This window comes from Mycolicibacterium vaccae NBRC 14118 = CIP 105934, from assembly GCF_001552715.1.
GTDB lineage: Bacteria > Actinomycetota > Actinomycetes > Mycobacteriales > Mycobacteriaceae > Mycobacterium > Mycobacterium vaccae.
On the sequence record NZ_BCRS01000157.1, the window covers coordinates 1 to 13717 of the forward strand.

Annotated in this window: 15 protein-coding genes; 7 read left to right on the plus strand and 8 right to left on the minus strand. The window is 69.1% G+C overall.

Going from position 1 to position 13717, the window contains the following annotated elements; all coding sequences use genetic code 11:
- The coding region (locus MVA01S_RS23840) for a glycosyltransferase (protein WP_040540584.1) at positions 1 to 519 on the plus strand (519 nt) is incomplete at its 5' end.
- A 4-nt stretch (positions 520 to 523) separates the two neighbouring features.
- Here MVA01S_RS23840 and MVA01S_RS23845 read toward each other — a convergent pair.
- A complete protein-coding gene (locus tag MVA01S_RS23845; protein WP_003929444.1) occupies positions 524 to 1033 on the minus strand; it encodes a CGNR zinc finger domain-containing protein in 510 nt (169 codons plus the stop codon).
- A gap of 84 nt (positions 1034 to 1117) precedes the next feature.
- On the opposite strand from MVA01S_RS23845, the gene MVA01S_RS23850 reads away from it, so the two are divergent.
- Together MVA01S_RS23850 and MVA01S_RS23855 are read left to right on the plus strand one after the other, a co-directional pair.
- Positions 1118 to 1984 (plus strand): alpha/beta fold hydrolase, encoded by an 867-nt coding sequence (locus tag MVA01S_RS23850; RefSeq protein WP_003929445.1) that lies wholly within the window; start codon positions 1118 to 1120, stop codon positions 1982 to 1984.
- A gap of 85 nt (positions 1985 to 2069) precedes the next feature.
- Positions 2070 to 3230, plus strand: a complete 1161-nt coding sequence (locus MVA01S_RS23855) for an AI-2E family transporter (RefSeq protein WP_003929446.1) — start codon at positions 2070 to 2072, stop codon at positions 3228 to 3230.
- Between the two features lie 10 nt (positions 3231 to 3240).
- Here MVA01S_RS23855 and MVA01S_RS23860 read toward each other — a convergent pair whose 3' ends face one another.
- The 5 genes from MVA01S_RS23860 to sdhC all read right to left on the minus strand — a co-directional run bounded on the left by MVA01S_RS23860 (position 3241) and on the right by sdhC (position 7717).
- The gene (locus MVA01S_RS23860) at positions 3241 to 4185 is read right to left on the minus strand and encodes an alpha/beta hydrolase (RefSeq protein WP_003929447.1); all 945 of its coding nucleotides are present in this window, start codon (positions 4183 to 4185) and stop codon (positions 3241 to 3243) included.
- 69 nt (positions 4186 to 4254) lie between these two features.
- A complete protein-coding gene (locus tag MVA01S_RS23865; protein ID WP_003929448.1) occupies positions 4255 to 5025 on the minus strand; it encodes a succinate dehydrogenase iron-sulfur subunit in 771 nt (256 codons plus the stop codon).
- Positions 5025 to 6779, minus strand: a complete 1755-nt coding sequence (sdhA, locus tag MVA01S_RS23870; protein WP_003929449.1) for a succinate dehydrogenase flavoprotein subunit — start codon at positions 6777 to 6779, stop codon at positions 5025 to 5027. The genes MVA01S_RS23865 and sdhA overlap by 1 nt, the downstream gene beginning before the upstream one ends.
- A 24-nt stretch (positions 6780 to 6803) precedes the next feature.
- Positions 6804 to 7223, minus strand: a complete 420-nt coding sequence (locus MVA01S_RS23875) for a succinate dehydrogenase hydrophobic membrane anchor subunit (protein ID WP_051015230.1) — start codon at positions 7221 to 7223, stop codon at positions 6804 to 6806.
- A 65-nt stretch (positions 7224 to 7288) separates the two neighbouring features.
- On the minus strand, positions 7289 to 7717 hold the full coding sequence (gene sdhC, locus MVA01S_RS23880; RefSeq protein ID WP_081528989.1) for a succinate dehydrogenase, cytochrome b556 subunit: 429 nt from the start codon (positions 7715 to 7717) through the stop codon (positions 7289 to 7291).
- 218 nt (positions 7718 to 7935) lie between these two features.
- On the opposite strand from sdhC, the gene MVA01S_RS23885 reads away from it, so the two are divergent.
- From MVA01S_RS23885 to MVA01S_RS23895, 3 genes are read left to right on the plus strand one after another with little or no spacing between them, the layout of a single operon-like run.
- Positions 7936 to 8358: a cytidine deaminase gene (locus MVA01S_RS23885; RefSeq protein WP_003929452.1), complete on the plus strand. Its 423-nt coding sequence runs from the start codon at positions 7936 to 7938 to the stop codon at positions 8356 to 8358.
- 17 nt (positions 8359 to 8375) lie between these two features.
- Positions 8376 to 9683 carry a thymidine phosphorylase gene (locus MVA01S_RS23890; RefSeq protein WP_040540581.1) on the plus strand — a complete coding sequence of 436 codons (1308 nt, stop codon included), beginning with the start codon at positions 8376 to 8378 and terminating at the stop codon, positions 9681 to 9683.
- 29 nt (positions 9684 to 9712) lie between these two features.
- Positions 9713 to 10801, plus strand: coding sequence for an adenosine deaminase (locus MVA01S_RS23895; RefSeq protein WP_003929454.1), 1089 nt, complete (start codon positions 9713 to 9715; stop codon positions 10799 to 10801).
- 19 nt (positions 10802 to 10820) lie between these two features.
- On the opposite strand, the gene satS is transcribed toward MVA01S_RS23895, so the two are convergent.
- Positions 10821 to 12068, minus strand: coding sequence for a protein export chaperone SatS (satS, locus tag MVA01S_RS23900; protein WP_003929455.1), 1248 nt, complete (start codon positions 12066 to 12068; stop codon positions 10821 to 10823).
- 133 nt (positions 12069 to 12201) lie between these two features.
- Here satS and MVA01S_RS23905 point away from each other — a divergent pair, with 133 nt between their 5' ends.
- Positions 12202 to 13074: an LLM class F420-dependent oxidoreductase gene (locus MVA01S_RS23905; protein WP_003929456.1), complete on the plus strand. Its 873-nt coding sequence runs from the start codon at positions 12202 to 12204 to the stop codon at positions 13072 to 13074.
- A 93-nt stretch (positions 13075 to 13167) separates the two neighbouring features.
- Here the strand turns inward: MVA01S_RS23905 and MVA01S_RS23910 are convergent.
- Positions 13168 to 13717: C40 family peptidase (locus tag MVA01S_RS23910; protein ID WP_169801774.1), on the minus strand; the 550-nt coding region annotated here is incomplete at its 5' end.

Genomic DNA, 13717 nt, shown 5'->3' on the forward strand with positions numbered 1-13717 from the left:
CCGGACTGGCTCGACGACATCGCCGAGCCGATCGTGCTGGTGACCACGTCGTCGGTCGGTCAGGCCGACCGGGCACTGGTGGCCGCGGCGATGCGCGCGTTCGAGGACGCTCCGGTGCATGTGGTGGCGAGTCTGCCCGCCGACGGCGACGGCCTGCTGCGTCGCGACCGGCGCGTCACGCTGACCCGGTTCGTTCCGCATTCGCCGGTGCTCGACCGTGCGGTCTGTGTGGTCACCCACGGCGGCATGGGGGTCACGCAGAAGGCCCTCAGTCGCGGGATACCGGTCTGCGCGGTGCCTTTCGGGCGGGATCAGTTCGAGGTGGCGCGCCGCATCGAGGTGGCGCGCTGCGGGGTCCGGCTGCCGGCGCGGCGACTCAGCGCCCAGCGGCTACAGGCCGCGGTGCGTTCGGCGATGACGATGTCGGCCGGTGCGGCCGAGGTGGCCGCGGGCTTCGCCGCGACCGGGGGGATGCGCCGCGGCGCCGACATCGTGGAGGCACACACGGTTTCGGTGTGAGAGCTCATTCACCGCGGGTGCGCTGATAGTGCCTGCGGGCCTTCATTCGGTTGCCGCAGATCGCCATCGAGCACCAGCGGGCGGTGTTGGGCTTGCTGCGGTCGATCAGGAACAGCCGGCACTCGGTGTTCGCGCACGGGCGCAGCCGCCCGGGGCTGGTCTGCCGCAACCCGTCCCAGGCCAGCACTGCGCGCACCGCACCGGAGGCGTCGCTGTCGAGCCGCCAGTGCACGCCGGACCGGTCCGCCGCCGGGACGAGTCGGGCGTCGGCCAGAAACCGCTGCAGCACGGCCGGGGTCCGTTCGCCGCGGATCACCGCCTGCAGGCGGGCGCGGGCGTCGGTCAGCCGGCCCCACTCGGCCTCGGTGGCAGGGACGCCGTGGTCACGCATCCACGACGAGGCGGTCGCGAGGTCGGGCAGCGCGTCGGTCGGCACGCCGTCGACGACGGGGGTGGTGTTGAGCAACGCCAGCAGGAACGCCTCGTCCTCGGGGGTGGTCGCGTACACATCCATCACTAACCTCCAAACGTCTGTTGACAGGTTACAGCTTCCGGCGTTGAATGCGACTAACCAGTAAAACAATTTAAGGAGTTAGTCATGATCGACGTCCATCACCGCTACGCCACCGTCGCCGGCCGCCGGCTGTTCTACCGTGAGGCCGGAACGCCCGGGAACCCGGTGATCGTGCTGCTGCACGGCTTCCCGACGAGCTCGTTCATGTTCCGCACCCTGATCCCCGAGCTCGCCGACCGCTACCACGTGATCGCACCCGACTACCTCGGCTTCGGCTACTCCGACGCACCGCCGGTCGAGGAGTTCGACTACACCTTCGACGCGCTGGCCGACTCGGTGGCCGGCCTTCTGAGTCAACTGGGCGTCGACCGGTACGCGATCTACGTCCAGGACTACGGCGCGCCGGTCGGCTGGCGGCTGGCCCTGCGCGACCCGGAGGCCATCACCGCGATCGTCACGCAGAACGGCAACGGCTACGACGCCGGCTTCGTCGTCGACGGCTGGGTGCCCGTGTGGGATTACCAGCGTGAACAGACCCCAGAGACCGCGGCGGCGCTGCGCGGGATGCTGACCTTCGAGGCGACCAGGAGGCAGTACCTGGCCGGCGTGCCCGACGAGTCCGTGGTCAGCCCGGACACCTGGCACCACGACTACGCGCTGCTGTCGCGCCCCGGCAACGACGCGATCCAGCTCAAGCTGTTCCTCGACTACGCGACGAACCCGAAGATCTACCCGGCGCTGCACGACTACCTGCGCGCCAGCGCGGTGCCGCTGCTCGCGGTGTGGGGCGACAAGGATCCGTTCTTCGGGCCGGACGGCGCCCGCGCGTTCGCCGACGACGCCGTCGACCCCGAGATCCACCTGCTCGACGGCGGCCATTTCCTGTTGGAGAGCGCGCCGACCCAGACGATCGCGCTGATCCGCGACTTCCTGTCCCGTCGGCTGCGGTGATCCCGGCGTGCCCGTCGTCGCCGGGCGATGATTCTCACCCCGCAAACACCCGTTGAACCGGGCCGGGGTGGGGTAGAAGAGGCGGGTGAACGCTACGACGCCGGCGAACCCCAGCCGCGGATCGATCTACCGAAGCCACCTCCGGGCGAGTGCGACCGTCGCGCTGTGGTTCCTCGCGGTGTCCGCGGCCCTGTGGGTGCTGTCCTGGGTGGTCGGCAAGACCTGGGTGGTCCTGCTGCCGGTGCTGCTGGCGCTGATCGTGTGCACGGTGCTCTGGCCCCCGGTGCGCTGGCTGCGCAGCCGTCGGGTCCCGCCGGCGGCCGCGGTGCTGCTGGTCCTCGTGATGGCTCTCGGGGTGGTCGCCGGGGTGGTCGCCGCGGTGGCGCCGGCGGTCGTCGACCAGGCCACCGAGTTGGCCGAACAGGCCACCGCAGGCGTGGTCAAGGTGCGGGACTGGCTGGACGGGCCGCCGCTGAACATCAGTGAGGCCCAGCTGAATTCGGCGGTCGAGGCGATCAACGACACGCTGAACTCCAGCAGCGCGCAGATCGCGTCGGGCCTTTTCACCGGCGTGGGAGCGGCGACGTCGGCGTTGGTCACGTTTTTCACCACGATCGTGGTCGCGTTCTTCCTGCTCAAGGACGGTCCGGCGTTCATCCCGTGGCTGCGGCGCAGCGTGGGGATGCCGGCCGCGCCGCACGTGGCCGCGGTGCTGGAGCGGGTGTGGTCGACGCTGGGCGGGTTCATCCGGACCCAGGCGCTGGTCAGCCTGGTCGACGCGGTGCTCATCGGGATCGGGCTGCTGATCCTGGGGGTGCCGCTGGCGTATGCGCTGGCGATCATCACGTTCATCGGCGGCTTCGTGCCGATCGTCGGCGCGTTCGTGGCGGGCGGTCTGGCGGTGCTGATCGCGCTGGTCGCCAACGGTCCGGTGAACGCGCTGATCGTGCTCGGCATCATCCTGGCGGTGCAGCAACTCGAAGGAAACGTGCTGCAGCCGTGGTTGCAATCGAGGTCGATGAAGCTGCACGCGGTGCTCGTGCTGCTGGCGGTGATGCTGGGCGCCTCGACGTTCGGGGTGATCGGCGCGTTCCTGGCGGTGCCGGTGGCCGCGGCGGTCGCGGTGGTGCTGCGCTACTACGACGAGCAGGTCGCCGCGGCCACGGGGGAGGACCTCGCCGAACCCGAGCCGGGACAGGACGAGGACGACGACGCCGAGGATGCCGAGGAAGCGGTCGACGCCTAGTGCGCCGGGTTCACGGCTGACGCGGTGCCGTCGCGGTGCGCACCTCGGCGACGATGAGGTCGTACATGTAGCGGGTCACCTCGGTGTTGTCGCTCATGACGTTGTAGCCGTGGTCGACGCCGGTGACGTCGTGGTGGCGGACCAGCGCTCCGGCCGCATCCAGCTTCGCCGCGTACCGCGCGCCCTCGTCGCGTAGCCGGTCGTATTCGGTGGTGATGACCAGGGCGGGTGCGATCCCTGCGATGTCGTCGGCGTTGGTTCCCCATGCCGGCGACGCGAGCCGGTGCCTGCGGTGCGCGGGATCGGGGATATAGGCGGTGTCGAATACCTCGCCCATCCACGGTTTGAGCACCGCCCGGCTGCCCAGCGGCGACGCCTTCTCCGCGGTCGGGGTCACCAGGTCCAGCGGTGCGTAGTGCAGCACCTGCAAAGCGATGGCGGGGCCGTGCTGCTCCAGCGCCATGCGGCTGACGGCGGCCGACAGATTGCCGCCGGCGCTCTGGCCTCCGACGCACAGGCGTGCGCCGTCCCAGTCCCGGTCCGGATCGGCCGCCCAGCGCACCACGTCGAGCAGTTGTTCGGCTGCGGCGGGAAACCGGTGGCCGGGCGCCAGCACGTAGTCGACGTTGACGACCACGACGCCGGCGTGCGCGGCCAGGTACCGACACCACGGGTCGTCCTGCTCGGGGTGCCCGACGACGAAGCCACCGCCGTGCACGTTGACGTAGACGGCGGGTCGGTCGGTGGTGTCGGCACGCGGGCGGTAGATGGTCCCCGAGGCCGGAGGCCGGTAGATGGTCACCGGCGTGGGTCCGTGGCGGGTGACGACGACGTCGTCGCTGCGGTCGCCTTCGATGTCGGGGAAGCGCACACCGGGTTTCGGCGCGGGCCTGACCACCCGGGCGAAGACGCGGGCCAGCGCGTCGGCTACGGGCGGCCGGGACAGTATCGACATGTCATCCCCCCTTGCGAATTCGGCGCGCTATGCGACACAAGGTGTCGCCTAGCGCGCCGAATTCACTGGTCAGCGCGCGAACATCAGTGCGCGCTTGACCTCCTGGATCGCCTTGGTCACCTGGATGCCACGGGGGCAGGCTTCGGTGCAGTTGAAGGTGGTGCGGCAGCGCCACACACCGTCGACGTCGTTGAGGATGTCCAGCCGCTCGGCGGCGCCCTCGTCCCGCGAATCGAAGATGAACCGATGGGCGTTGACGATCGCGGCGGGCCCGAAGTAAGAGCCCTCGCTCCAGTACACCGGGCAGCTGGTGGTACAGCAGGCGCACAGGATGCACTTGGTGGTGTCGTCGTAGCGGGCGCGGTCGGTCTGGCTCTGGATCCGTTCCCGCGTGGGCTGATTGCCCGACGTGATCAGGTACGGCTTGATCGCGCGGAACGCGTCGAAGAACGGCTCCATGTCGACGACGAGGTCCTTCTCCACGGGCAGGCCGCGGATCGGCTCGATCGTGATGGTGAGCTGCTTCTTCGGGTTCTTCGGCAGCATGTCGCGCATCAGCACCTTGCACGCCAGCCGGTTGACGCCGTTGATGCGCATCGCATCCGAGCCACACACGCCGTGCGCGCAGGACCGGCGGAACGTCAAAGTCCCGTCCAGGTACCACTTCACGTAGTGCAGCAGGTTCAGCAGCCGGTCGCTCGGCAGGCACGGCACCCGGAAGCTCTGCCAGCCGGCGTCGTCGGGCGATTCCGGGTTGAACCGGGCGATCTTCAGCGTCACCATCACCGCGCCCTCGGGCACGGGGGGCGTCTCTTGCTTGTCCAGAACAGGTGCGCTCATCAGTACTTCCGTTCCATCGGCTCGTACCGCGTCATGACGACGGGCTTGTAGTCCAATCGGATGTCGGAGAGCAGATCGGTGCCCTCCTTGTACGCCATGGTGTGGCGCATGTAGTTGGTGTCGTCGCGGTTGGGGTAGTCCTCGCGGGCATGTCCACCGCGAGATTCCTTGCGGTTCAACGCCCCCACCACGGTGACCTCGGCCAGCTCCAGCAGGAAGCCCAGCTCGATGGCTTCGAGCAGGTCGCTGTTGTAGCGCTTGCCCTTGTCCTGCACCGTGATTCGCGAGTACCGCTCCTTCAGCGCGTGGATGTCGGTCAGCGCCTGCTTGAGGGTCTCCTCGGTGCGGAACACCGCGGCGTTGTTGTCCATCGACTGCTGCAGCGCACCGCGGATGTCGGCGACGCGCTCGTTGCCGTGCTCGCTCAGGATGTCGCCGACCCAACCGACGACCATGTCCGCGGGCTTCTCCGGCAGGTCGACGAAGTCGTGGCCCAGCGCGTAGTTCGCCGCGGCGATGCCGGCGCGGCGGCCGAACACGTTGATGTCCAGCAGCGAGTTGGTGCCCAGTCGGTTGGCGCCGTGCACCGACACGCACGCGCATTCACCGGCGGCGTACAGGCCGGGGATGACTGTGGTGTTGTCCGAGAGCACCTGGCCGTTGACGGTGGTCGGGATGCCGCCCATGACGTAGTGGCAGGTCGGGTAGACCGGCACCAGCTCCTTGACCGGGTCCACGCCGAGGTAGGTGCGGGCGAACTCGGTGATGTCGGGCAGCTTGGCTTCCAGCACGTCCTCGCCGAGGTGGCGCACGTCGATGTAGACGTAGTCCTTGTTCGGTCCGGCGCCGCGGCCCTCCAGCACCTCCAGCACCATCGAGCGGGCCACGATGTCACGTGGGGCAAGGTCGACGATCGTCGGCGCGTAGCGCTCCATGAAGCGTTCGCCGTCACCGTTGAGCAGCCGGCCGCCCTCGCCGCGCACGGCCTCGGAGATCAGGATGCCCAGGCCTGCCAGACCTGTCGGGTGGAACTGGTGGAACTCCATGTCCTCCAGCGGAAGTCCCTTGCGGAAGATGATGCCGAGCCCGTCGCCGGTCAGCGTGTGCGCGTTCGAGGTGGTCTTGTACATCCGGCCCGAGCCGCCGGTGGCGAACACGATCGCCTTGGCGTGGAACACGTGGATGTCGCCGGTGGCCAGCTCGTAGGCGATGACGCCGGTGGCCACCGGGCCGGACGGCGTCTCGGTCAGCGAGATGTCGAGGGCGTAGAACTCGTTGAAGAACTCGACGTCGTGCTTGACGCAGTTTTGGTACAGCGTCTGCAGGATCATGTGGCCGGTGCGGTCGGCGGCGTAACAGGCGCGGCGCACGGGCGCCTTGCCGTGGTCGCGGGTGTGCCCGCCGAAGCGGCGCTGGTCGATGCGGCCCTCGGGGGTGCGGTTGAACGGCATCCCCATCTTCTCCAGGTCGAGCACCGCGTCGATGGCCTCCTTGGCCATGATCTCGACGGCGTCCTGGTCGGCCAGGTAGTCACCGCCCTTGACGGTGTCGAACGTGTGCCACTCCCAGTTGTCTTCCTCGACGTTGGCCAGCGCGGCGCACATGCCGCCCTGCGCGGCGCCGGTGTGGCTGCGCGTCGGGTAGAGCTTGGTCAGCACCGCGGTCCGGACCCGGGGGCCGGCCTCGACGGCCGCCCGCATGCCTGCTCCACCGGCGCCGACGATGACGACGTCGTAGCGGTGTTCAATGATCATTTCTGGATCACTCGGCCTTTCCGGTCAGGAAATCGTCGCGTCGAACGTCAGCAGCACGTAGGTCCCCAGGACCAGGGTGAACACGATCGACAGCGCCAGCAAGGTGTTGAGCCAGAACTTGGTCGAGTCCTTGCGGGTGTAATCGGCGATGATCGTGCGCATCCCGTTACCGCCGTGCAGCTGGGCCAGCCACAACAGCAGCAGGTCCCAGGTCTGCCAGAACGGCGACGACCAGCGCTCGGCGACGTAGTTGAAATCGATGCGGTAGACGCCGTCTTCCCACATCAACATGATGAACAGGTGGCCCAGTGCGAGGAAGACGAGCACGATGCCCGAGAACCGCATGAACAGCCAGGTGTACTTCTCGAAGTTCGGCATCCCGCCTGAGCGGCGCGGCGAGCGCGGGTTGTCCAGGCCGGCGGGCCGGTCGTAGCTGCGCTGCATGACGGGTGCGGGCCCGCCACGCTCGGAGACGTGGTCGTACGGGTTCTCGGCCCGTCCGGCGGCGGTCACAGGAACCGCTCCGCCATGTGCATACCGATCACGCCGAGCGAGGCGATCATGACGGCCAGCCAGATGCCGGCGATCACCCACAGCATCAGCCGCTGGTACTTCGGTCCGTGTTGCCAGAAGTCGATCAGGATCACCCGAACTCCGTTGAGTGCGTGGAAGAGCACGGCGGCGACGAGGCCGATCTCCATGAGCCCGACGATCGGGGTCTTGTAGGTCTCGATGACCTCGTTGTAGGCCTGCGGGCTCACCCGCACCAGGGCGGTGTCGAGCACGTGCACGAACAGGAAGAAGAAGATGGTCGCACCAGAGATGCGGTGCAGCACCCACGACCACATGCCCGGGTCGCCGCGGTAGAACGTGCGGCGGCGCTGCGGGTGTGATCGCGGTGCCGGTATGTCGGTATCAGCGGATGTCGCCGTACTCATGTGACCCTCCAACGCCATCGGTGGACGTCTGAAGCTCGCCCCTGCTGACCGGAGCCCCAAACCTCGGGGCGACTCTAATCCCCTACGTGCTGTGGAACGAACTAGCGTGAGGCCGTATGCCCTGCTTCCAGGGTAGAAGTTAGGGTCGCCTATCTGGGACTTCGGGTCACGGGACGGGGTGTTCGGAATGGATTCAGAGTCGGCTCGGGTGGCGTGACGTGACGCCGAATATCGACTGGAACATATTGCGCCGCAAGGCAATCGATGCGTCGGAGCACGCCTACGCGCCGTATTCGCGATTCCGGGTGGGCGCGGCCGCGCTGGTCGACGATCGGCGGATGGTCGCCGGCTGCAATGTGGAAAATGTCTCATATGGCCTAGGTCTCTGTGCCGAGTGCGCAGTGGTCTGTGCCCTACATTCCGGCGGCGGCGGACGGCTGGTCGCGCTGTCGTGCGTGGGGCCCGACGGGGAGTTGCTGATGCCCTGCGGACGGTGCCGCCAGCTACTCCTCGAACACGGCGGGCCCGACATGCTGATCGACCATCCGCTCGGCCCGCGGCCGCTGCGCGAACTGCTTCCCGACGCGTTCGGCCCCGACGATCTGGCCCGAAATCGGCTGCCCGCCGAGGAAACACCGTGACCGGCCTCACATCCGGGATGTCACATCTGGACGCGCCGACGGTGATCCGGACCAAGCGTGACGGCGGTGTGCTGTCCGACGCGGCGATCGACTGGGTGATCGACGGCTACACCCACGGCCGCGTGGCGGACGCGCAGATGTCGGCGCTGCTGATGGCGATCTTCCTGCGCGGCATGACCAACGGCGAGATCGCCCGCTGGACCGCCGCGATGATCGACTCGGGGGAGCGGCTGGACTTCCGCGACCTGCGCCGGGACGGCAAACCGCTGAGGCTCGTCGACAAACACTCCACCGGCGGTGTGGGGGACAAGATCACGATCCCGCTGGTGCCTGTGGTGATGGCCTGCGGCGGCGCCGTGCCGCAGGCGGCCGGGCGGGGCCTCGGTCACACCGGCGGCACGCTGGACAAATTGGAGTCGATCCCCGGATTCACCGCCGAGATCCCCAAAGGCCAGATCCGCCAACAACTCTGCGAGCTCGGCGCGGCGATCTTCGCCGCCGGGGAGCTCGCCCCGGCCGACCGCAAGATCTACGCGCTGCGCGACGTCACCGCCACCACGGAGTCGCTGCCCCTGATCGCGAGCTCGGTGATGAGCAAGAAGATCGCCGAGGGCGCCCGTGCGTTGGTGCTCGACACCAAGGTCGGTTCCGGGGCGTTTCTGGCCACCGAGGCCGAGTCCCGGCAACTGGCGCGCACCATGGTCGACCTCGGCGCCGAGCACGGTGTGCCGACCCGGGCGCTGCTGACCGACATGAACACCCCGCTGGGCCGCACCGTCGGCAACGCCGTTGAGGTCGTCGAATCGCTGGAGGTGCTCGAAGGCGGAGGTCCCGACGACGTCGTCGAGCTGACGTTGGCGCTGGCCCGGGAGATGTGTGAGGCCTCGGGCCTGGACGGCGTCGATCCGGGGCAGACGCTGCGCGACGGCACCGCGATGGACTGCTTCCGCCGGCTGGTCGCCGCGCAGGGCGGAGACGTCACCAAACTTTCCGCCGACGTTCTGCCGTTGGGTAGGCATTCCGACACCGTGCGCGCCCCGCGCGGTGGCACCATGGGAGACATCGACGCGATGGCGGTGGGACTGGCGGTGTGGCGGCTGGGAGCGGGCCGCTCGGCCCCCGGTGAACAGGTGCAGTTCGGCGCCGGAATGCGCATCCATCGCCGACCCGGGGAGCCCGTCGCCGCTGGTGAGCCGCTGTTCACCCTCTACACCGACACCCCGGAACGGCTCGCCGGCGCAGCGGCCGAACTCGACGGCGCGTGGAGCGTCGCCGATCACCCCCCGCCCGGACGTCCGCTCATCATCGATCGGATCAGCATCTAGAAAGGCTCCGTCGTGAGAAAGGCCCTGTCGTGACGACACCGTTGACGTTCGACAACATCCGGCGCGCACCCAAGGCGCTGCTGCACGACCACCTCGACGGCGGCCTGCGACCGTCGACGGTGCTGGACCTGGCCGAGCAGTACGGCTACGAGGACCTGCCGGCCACCGACGTCGACGGCCTCGCCACGTTCTTCCGCACCGCCGCGCACAGCGGATCGCTGGAGCGCTACCTGCAGCCGTTCGCCCACACCGTCGGCGTCATGCAGACCCCGGACGCGCTGCACCGCGTCGCCCGCGAATGCGTCGAGGACCTGGCCGACGACAACGTCGTCTACGCCGAGATCCGGTTCGCCCCCGAGCTGCACATCGACGGCGGGCTGAGCCTGGACGCCGTCGTCGACGCCGTGCTGGCCGGGTTCGCCGACGGCGAGAAGGCCGCCGCTGCCGACGGCCGCACCATCACCGTGCGCTGTCTGGTGACTGCGATGCGGCACGCCGCACGGTCGCGCGAGATCGCCGAACTCGCGATCCGGTTCCGCGACAAAGGCGTGGTCGGGTTCGACATCGCGGGCGCGGAGGCCGGTTACCCGCCCACCCGTCACCTCGACGCGTTCGAGTACATGCGAAGCAACAACGCACGCTTCACCATTCACGCAGGCGAGGCGTTCGGCCTGCCCTCCATCCACGAGGCGATCGCGTTCTGCGGGGCCGATCGGCTCGGCCACGGGGTGCGCATCGTCGACGACATCGAACTTGACGCCGATGGCAACGCGAAGTTGGGCCGGCTGGCCTCACTGTTGCGGGACAAGCGGATTCCGTTCGAGATGTGCCCCAGCTCCAACGTGCAGACCGGCGCGGTCGCCAGCATCGCCGAGCATCCGTTCGATCAGCTGGCCCGGCTGCGGTTCCGGGTCACGGTCAACACCGACAACCGGCTGATGAGTGACACCACGATGAGCATGGAGATGCTGCGCCTGGCCGAGACGTTCGGATACGGGTGGAGCGATCTGGAACGCTTCACGATCAACGCCATGAAGTCGGCGTTCATCGCGTTCGACCAGCGGCTGGCGATCATCGACGAGGTGATCAAGCCGCGCTACGCCGTGCTGGTCGGCTAGCGAACCGGGCGCGCCGGATTCACTCCTCGCGGAGGCGGGACTCCGCGAACGACTCCAGCGACTCCCACTGCGCGACCGCGTCGGCGTACGGCCCGCTCGGCCGCGGCTTCGCGGGGTCGAGCACGTGGGCGATCACCTTGCCGAGCGCGGTGTCGGGGGCGAGCTTGGCCTCGACACCGGTGTCCTCGGAGTAGTCGCCGATGTCGCGCAGCAGCTCGACGGCGAGCTCGAGCTGGTCGCGGTCGAGCGCGTCCGGGCCCTCGGCCAGGTCGTCGACGATGCCGGTGAGCACGTAGATGTTGTCGTCGGTGACCTCGACGCGCAGCGAGCCGTCGGTCGCCGCGGTGCGGATGTCGTCGTAGGTGGCCAGGTCGGACAGGTCGTGGTCGTGTTCGTCGGCCAGGTAACGGGCCAGCGTGCGCTCCGACGGGAACACACTGATCCGGCCGTTGCGGCCGAGGAAGATCGGGTGGTCGTCGAGGTAGCAGCGCAGCGTGAAGAACGTGCCGCGGCTGGTCATGATCCGGACGGGGTCGATGCCGACCCGCGCCCAGAAGTCCTTGTCGCTGCCCAGCACCTTGGTCGCGGCTTCGGCGGCCAGCGAGTCGGACTCCTCCTCGGTGTCCACGATGTCGTCGATGATCAGGTCGTCCTCGTCGGGCTCCGGTGCCGGCTCGTCGAGCTCGGCCTGGGCCTTCTGCACCGCGGCGCTGTCCACGTCGGGGATGGTGATGATCGCGTCGAGCGCCTCGATGACCTTGTCCCAGCCCCTGGCGATGATCTTCTCGATCTCGGCCCAGCGCTTGCGGCCGGCGCGACCGGCGAACGCCTCGACGCCGCCGCCGACGGTGCCCAGCATCGGGTTGCCGTTGAAGAACTTCGTGACCGCGGGAAGCTCGCACACCGAACCCATCGACGACACCACCGCCAGCGCGCCGTGCAGCGCCCGCACGCTGTCCTCGGTCGGCTTGTGCGCGAGCAACTCCTCGAGGACGACCAGGTCGTGGGTGTGGTCCTCGGTCGGTGCGAGCCGGTGGGCGTTGGCCTCGGTGAGCTTCTGCCACGCCGGGTGGTCCACCAGGTCGTTGTCGGTGCTGGTGCGGACGAATGCGGTCAGGTCGGCCACCGACTCGAGGACGTAGAGGTCCTCGTCCTTGCCGAGGAAGGCCTCCCACTCGTCGCCGTCGGCGCGCCACCGCGGCGCCCACAGTGTGTACACGTCGCCCTTGGTCAGCGTCAGCCCGATCGGCACGATGTCAGCAGCCATGCGGCACAGCCTAACGACCTGGTCTGGGGGCCTCGTGGGCATGGCTGTGCTTTGCCCCGGGCGCGTCGCACCGTTGCCGTACCGCAACCCGTTCGACGCTTGGGATGTTCGTCAAGCCTGCCATGATCGCCGGATGACCAGACTCGGCCTGCACGGCCTCGGTATCGGTGCGGGTGCGCAGCGCACCGTCATCGATGCGGTGGCGGCGGCGGCCGAGCGTTCGGGCTTCGCGACGTTGTGGGTCGGTGAGCATGTGGTGATGGTCGACGAGCCGGAGTCGACCTATCCCTACAGCGACGACGGCCAGTTGACGATCTCCCCGCAGACCGACTGGCTGGACCCACTCGTGACGCTGAGCTTCGCCGCGGCGGCGACCAACCGCATCGAGTTGGCCACCGGGGTGCTGCCGCTACCCGAACGCAACCCGGTCATCACCGCCAAGCAGGCCGCGTCGCTGGACCGGATGACCGGCGGCCGGCTGTCGCTCGGCGTCGGCATCGGGTGGTCGAAGGAGGAGTACGACGCCCTCGGCGCGCCGTTCGACGGGCGCGAACGCCGGTTGGCCGAATACGTCGCGGCGATGCGCACCCTGTGGCGCGACGACGTCGCGTCGTTCTCCGGAGAGTTCGTGTCCTTCGACCGGGTGCGCGTGAATCCGAAACCCCACGGCCGGTCGATCCCGATCGTGCTGGGCGGCAACTCTGACGCGGCGTTGCGCCGCGTTGCCGAGTGGGGTGACGGCTGGTACGGCTTCCACCTGGCCGACGTGGAGGAGGCGGCCTCGCGGGCGTCGAAGCTGCGGGCGCTGTGCCGGCAGGTGGGCCGCGACCCGGCCGACCTGAGGTTGGCGGTCTCGCTGCAGGACCCGGTGCCCGCAGACTCGGGCCGGCTGGCCGACGCCGGCATCGACGAGCTGGTGCTCGTCGCCTCCCCGCCCGCGGATCCCATCGCCGCCGAGGCGTGGATCTCCGAGCTGGCCGGCAAGTGGATGCGGGTACGCACCTGACCTGACCGCGCTCACCTTTGCGCCGAGATTGCATCTCGCGTGGCGAAATGCGGGTGCCGACCGCGTGGAATGCGATTTCGGCGGGCGGGTGGGTCAGGCGGTGGGCCGCCAGAAGCCCTGAAATCCCTGACCGGCATTGGCGGTGCGAACGGGCGACAACTGCACCGGATCCCCGGCCTCGACCATGATGCCGTTGCCGACGATCATCGCGACGTGGCCGTCCCAGACCGCGAGGTCTCCGGGCAGCACGGATCCCGCGGCGACCGCGCCCCCGACGTCCTGTTCCTGGGCCAGCCGTGGAAGGTCGAGGCCCGCCTCCCGATACGCCCACTGCGTCAGCCCGCTGCAGTCCAGGCCGACCCCCGGCGTGGTGCCGCCCCACTGATAGGGCACGCCGAGCTGGGTCAGCGCGTGCCGGACGGCGCCGGCCGCCACCGCGTTGGGCGCCATCACGACCGTCCCGTCGGGCAGTCGCACGGCCACGCCTTCACCGAACGACGCCGCGTCCGGAGTCTCCGCACTGTCGGGACGGGTGAACGCGGCGAACTCCCCGGAGCCGGCACCGGAACCCAGACCGCCGGAACCCAGGGCGGCGGGCGCCACACCGAAGCCCGGACCTGCGCTGCCCGGACCGACGCCGCCC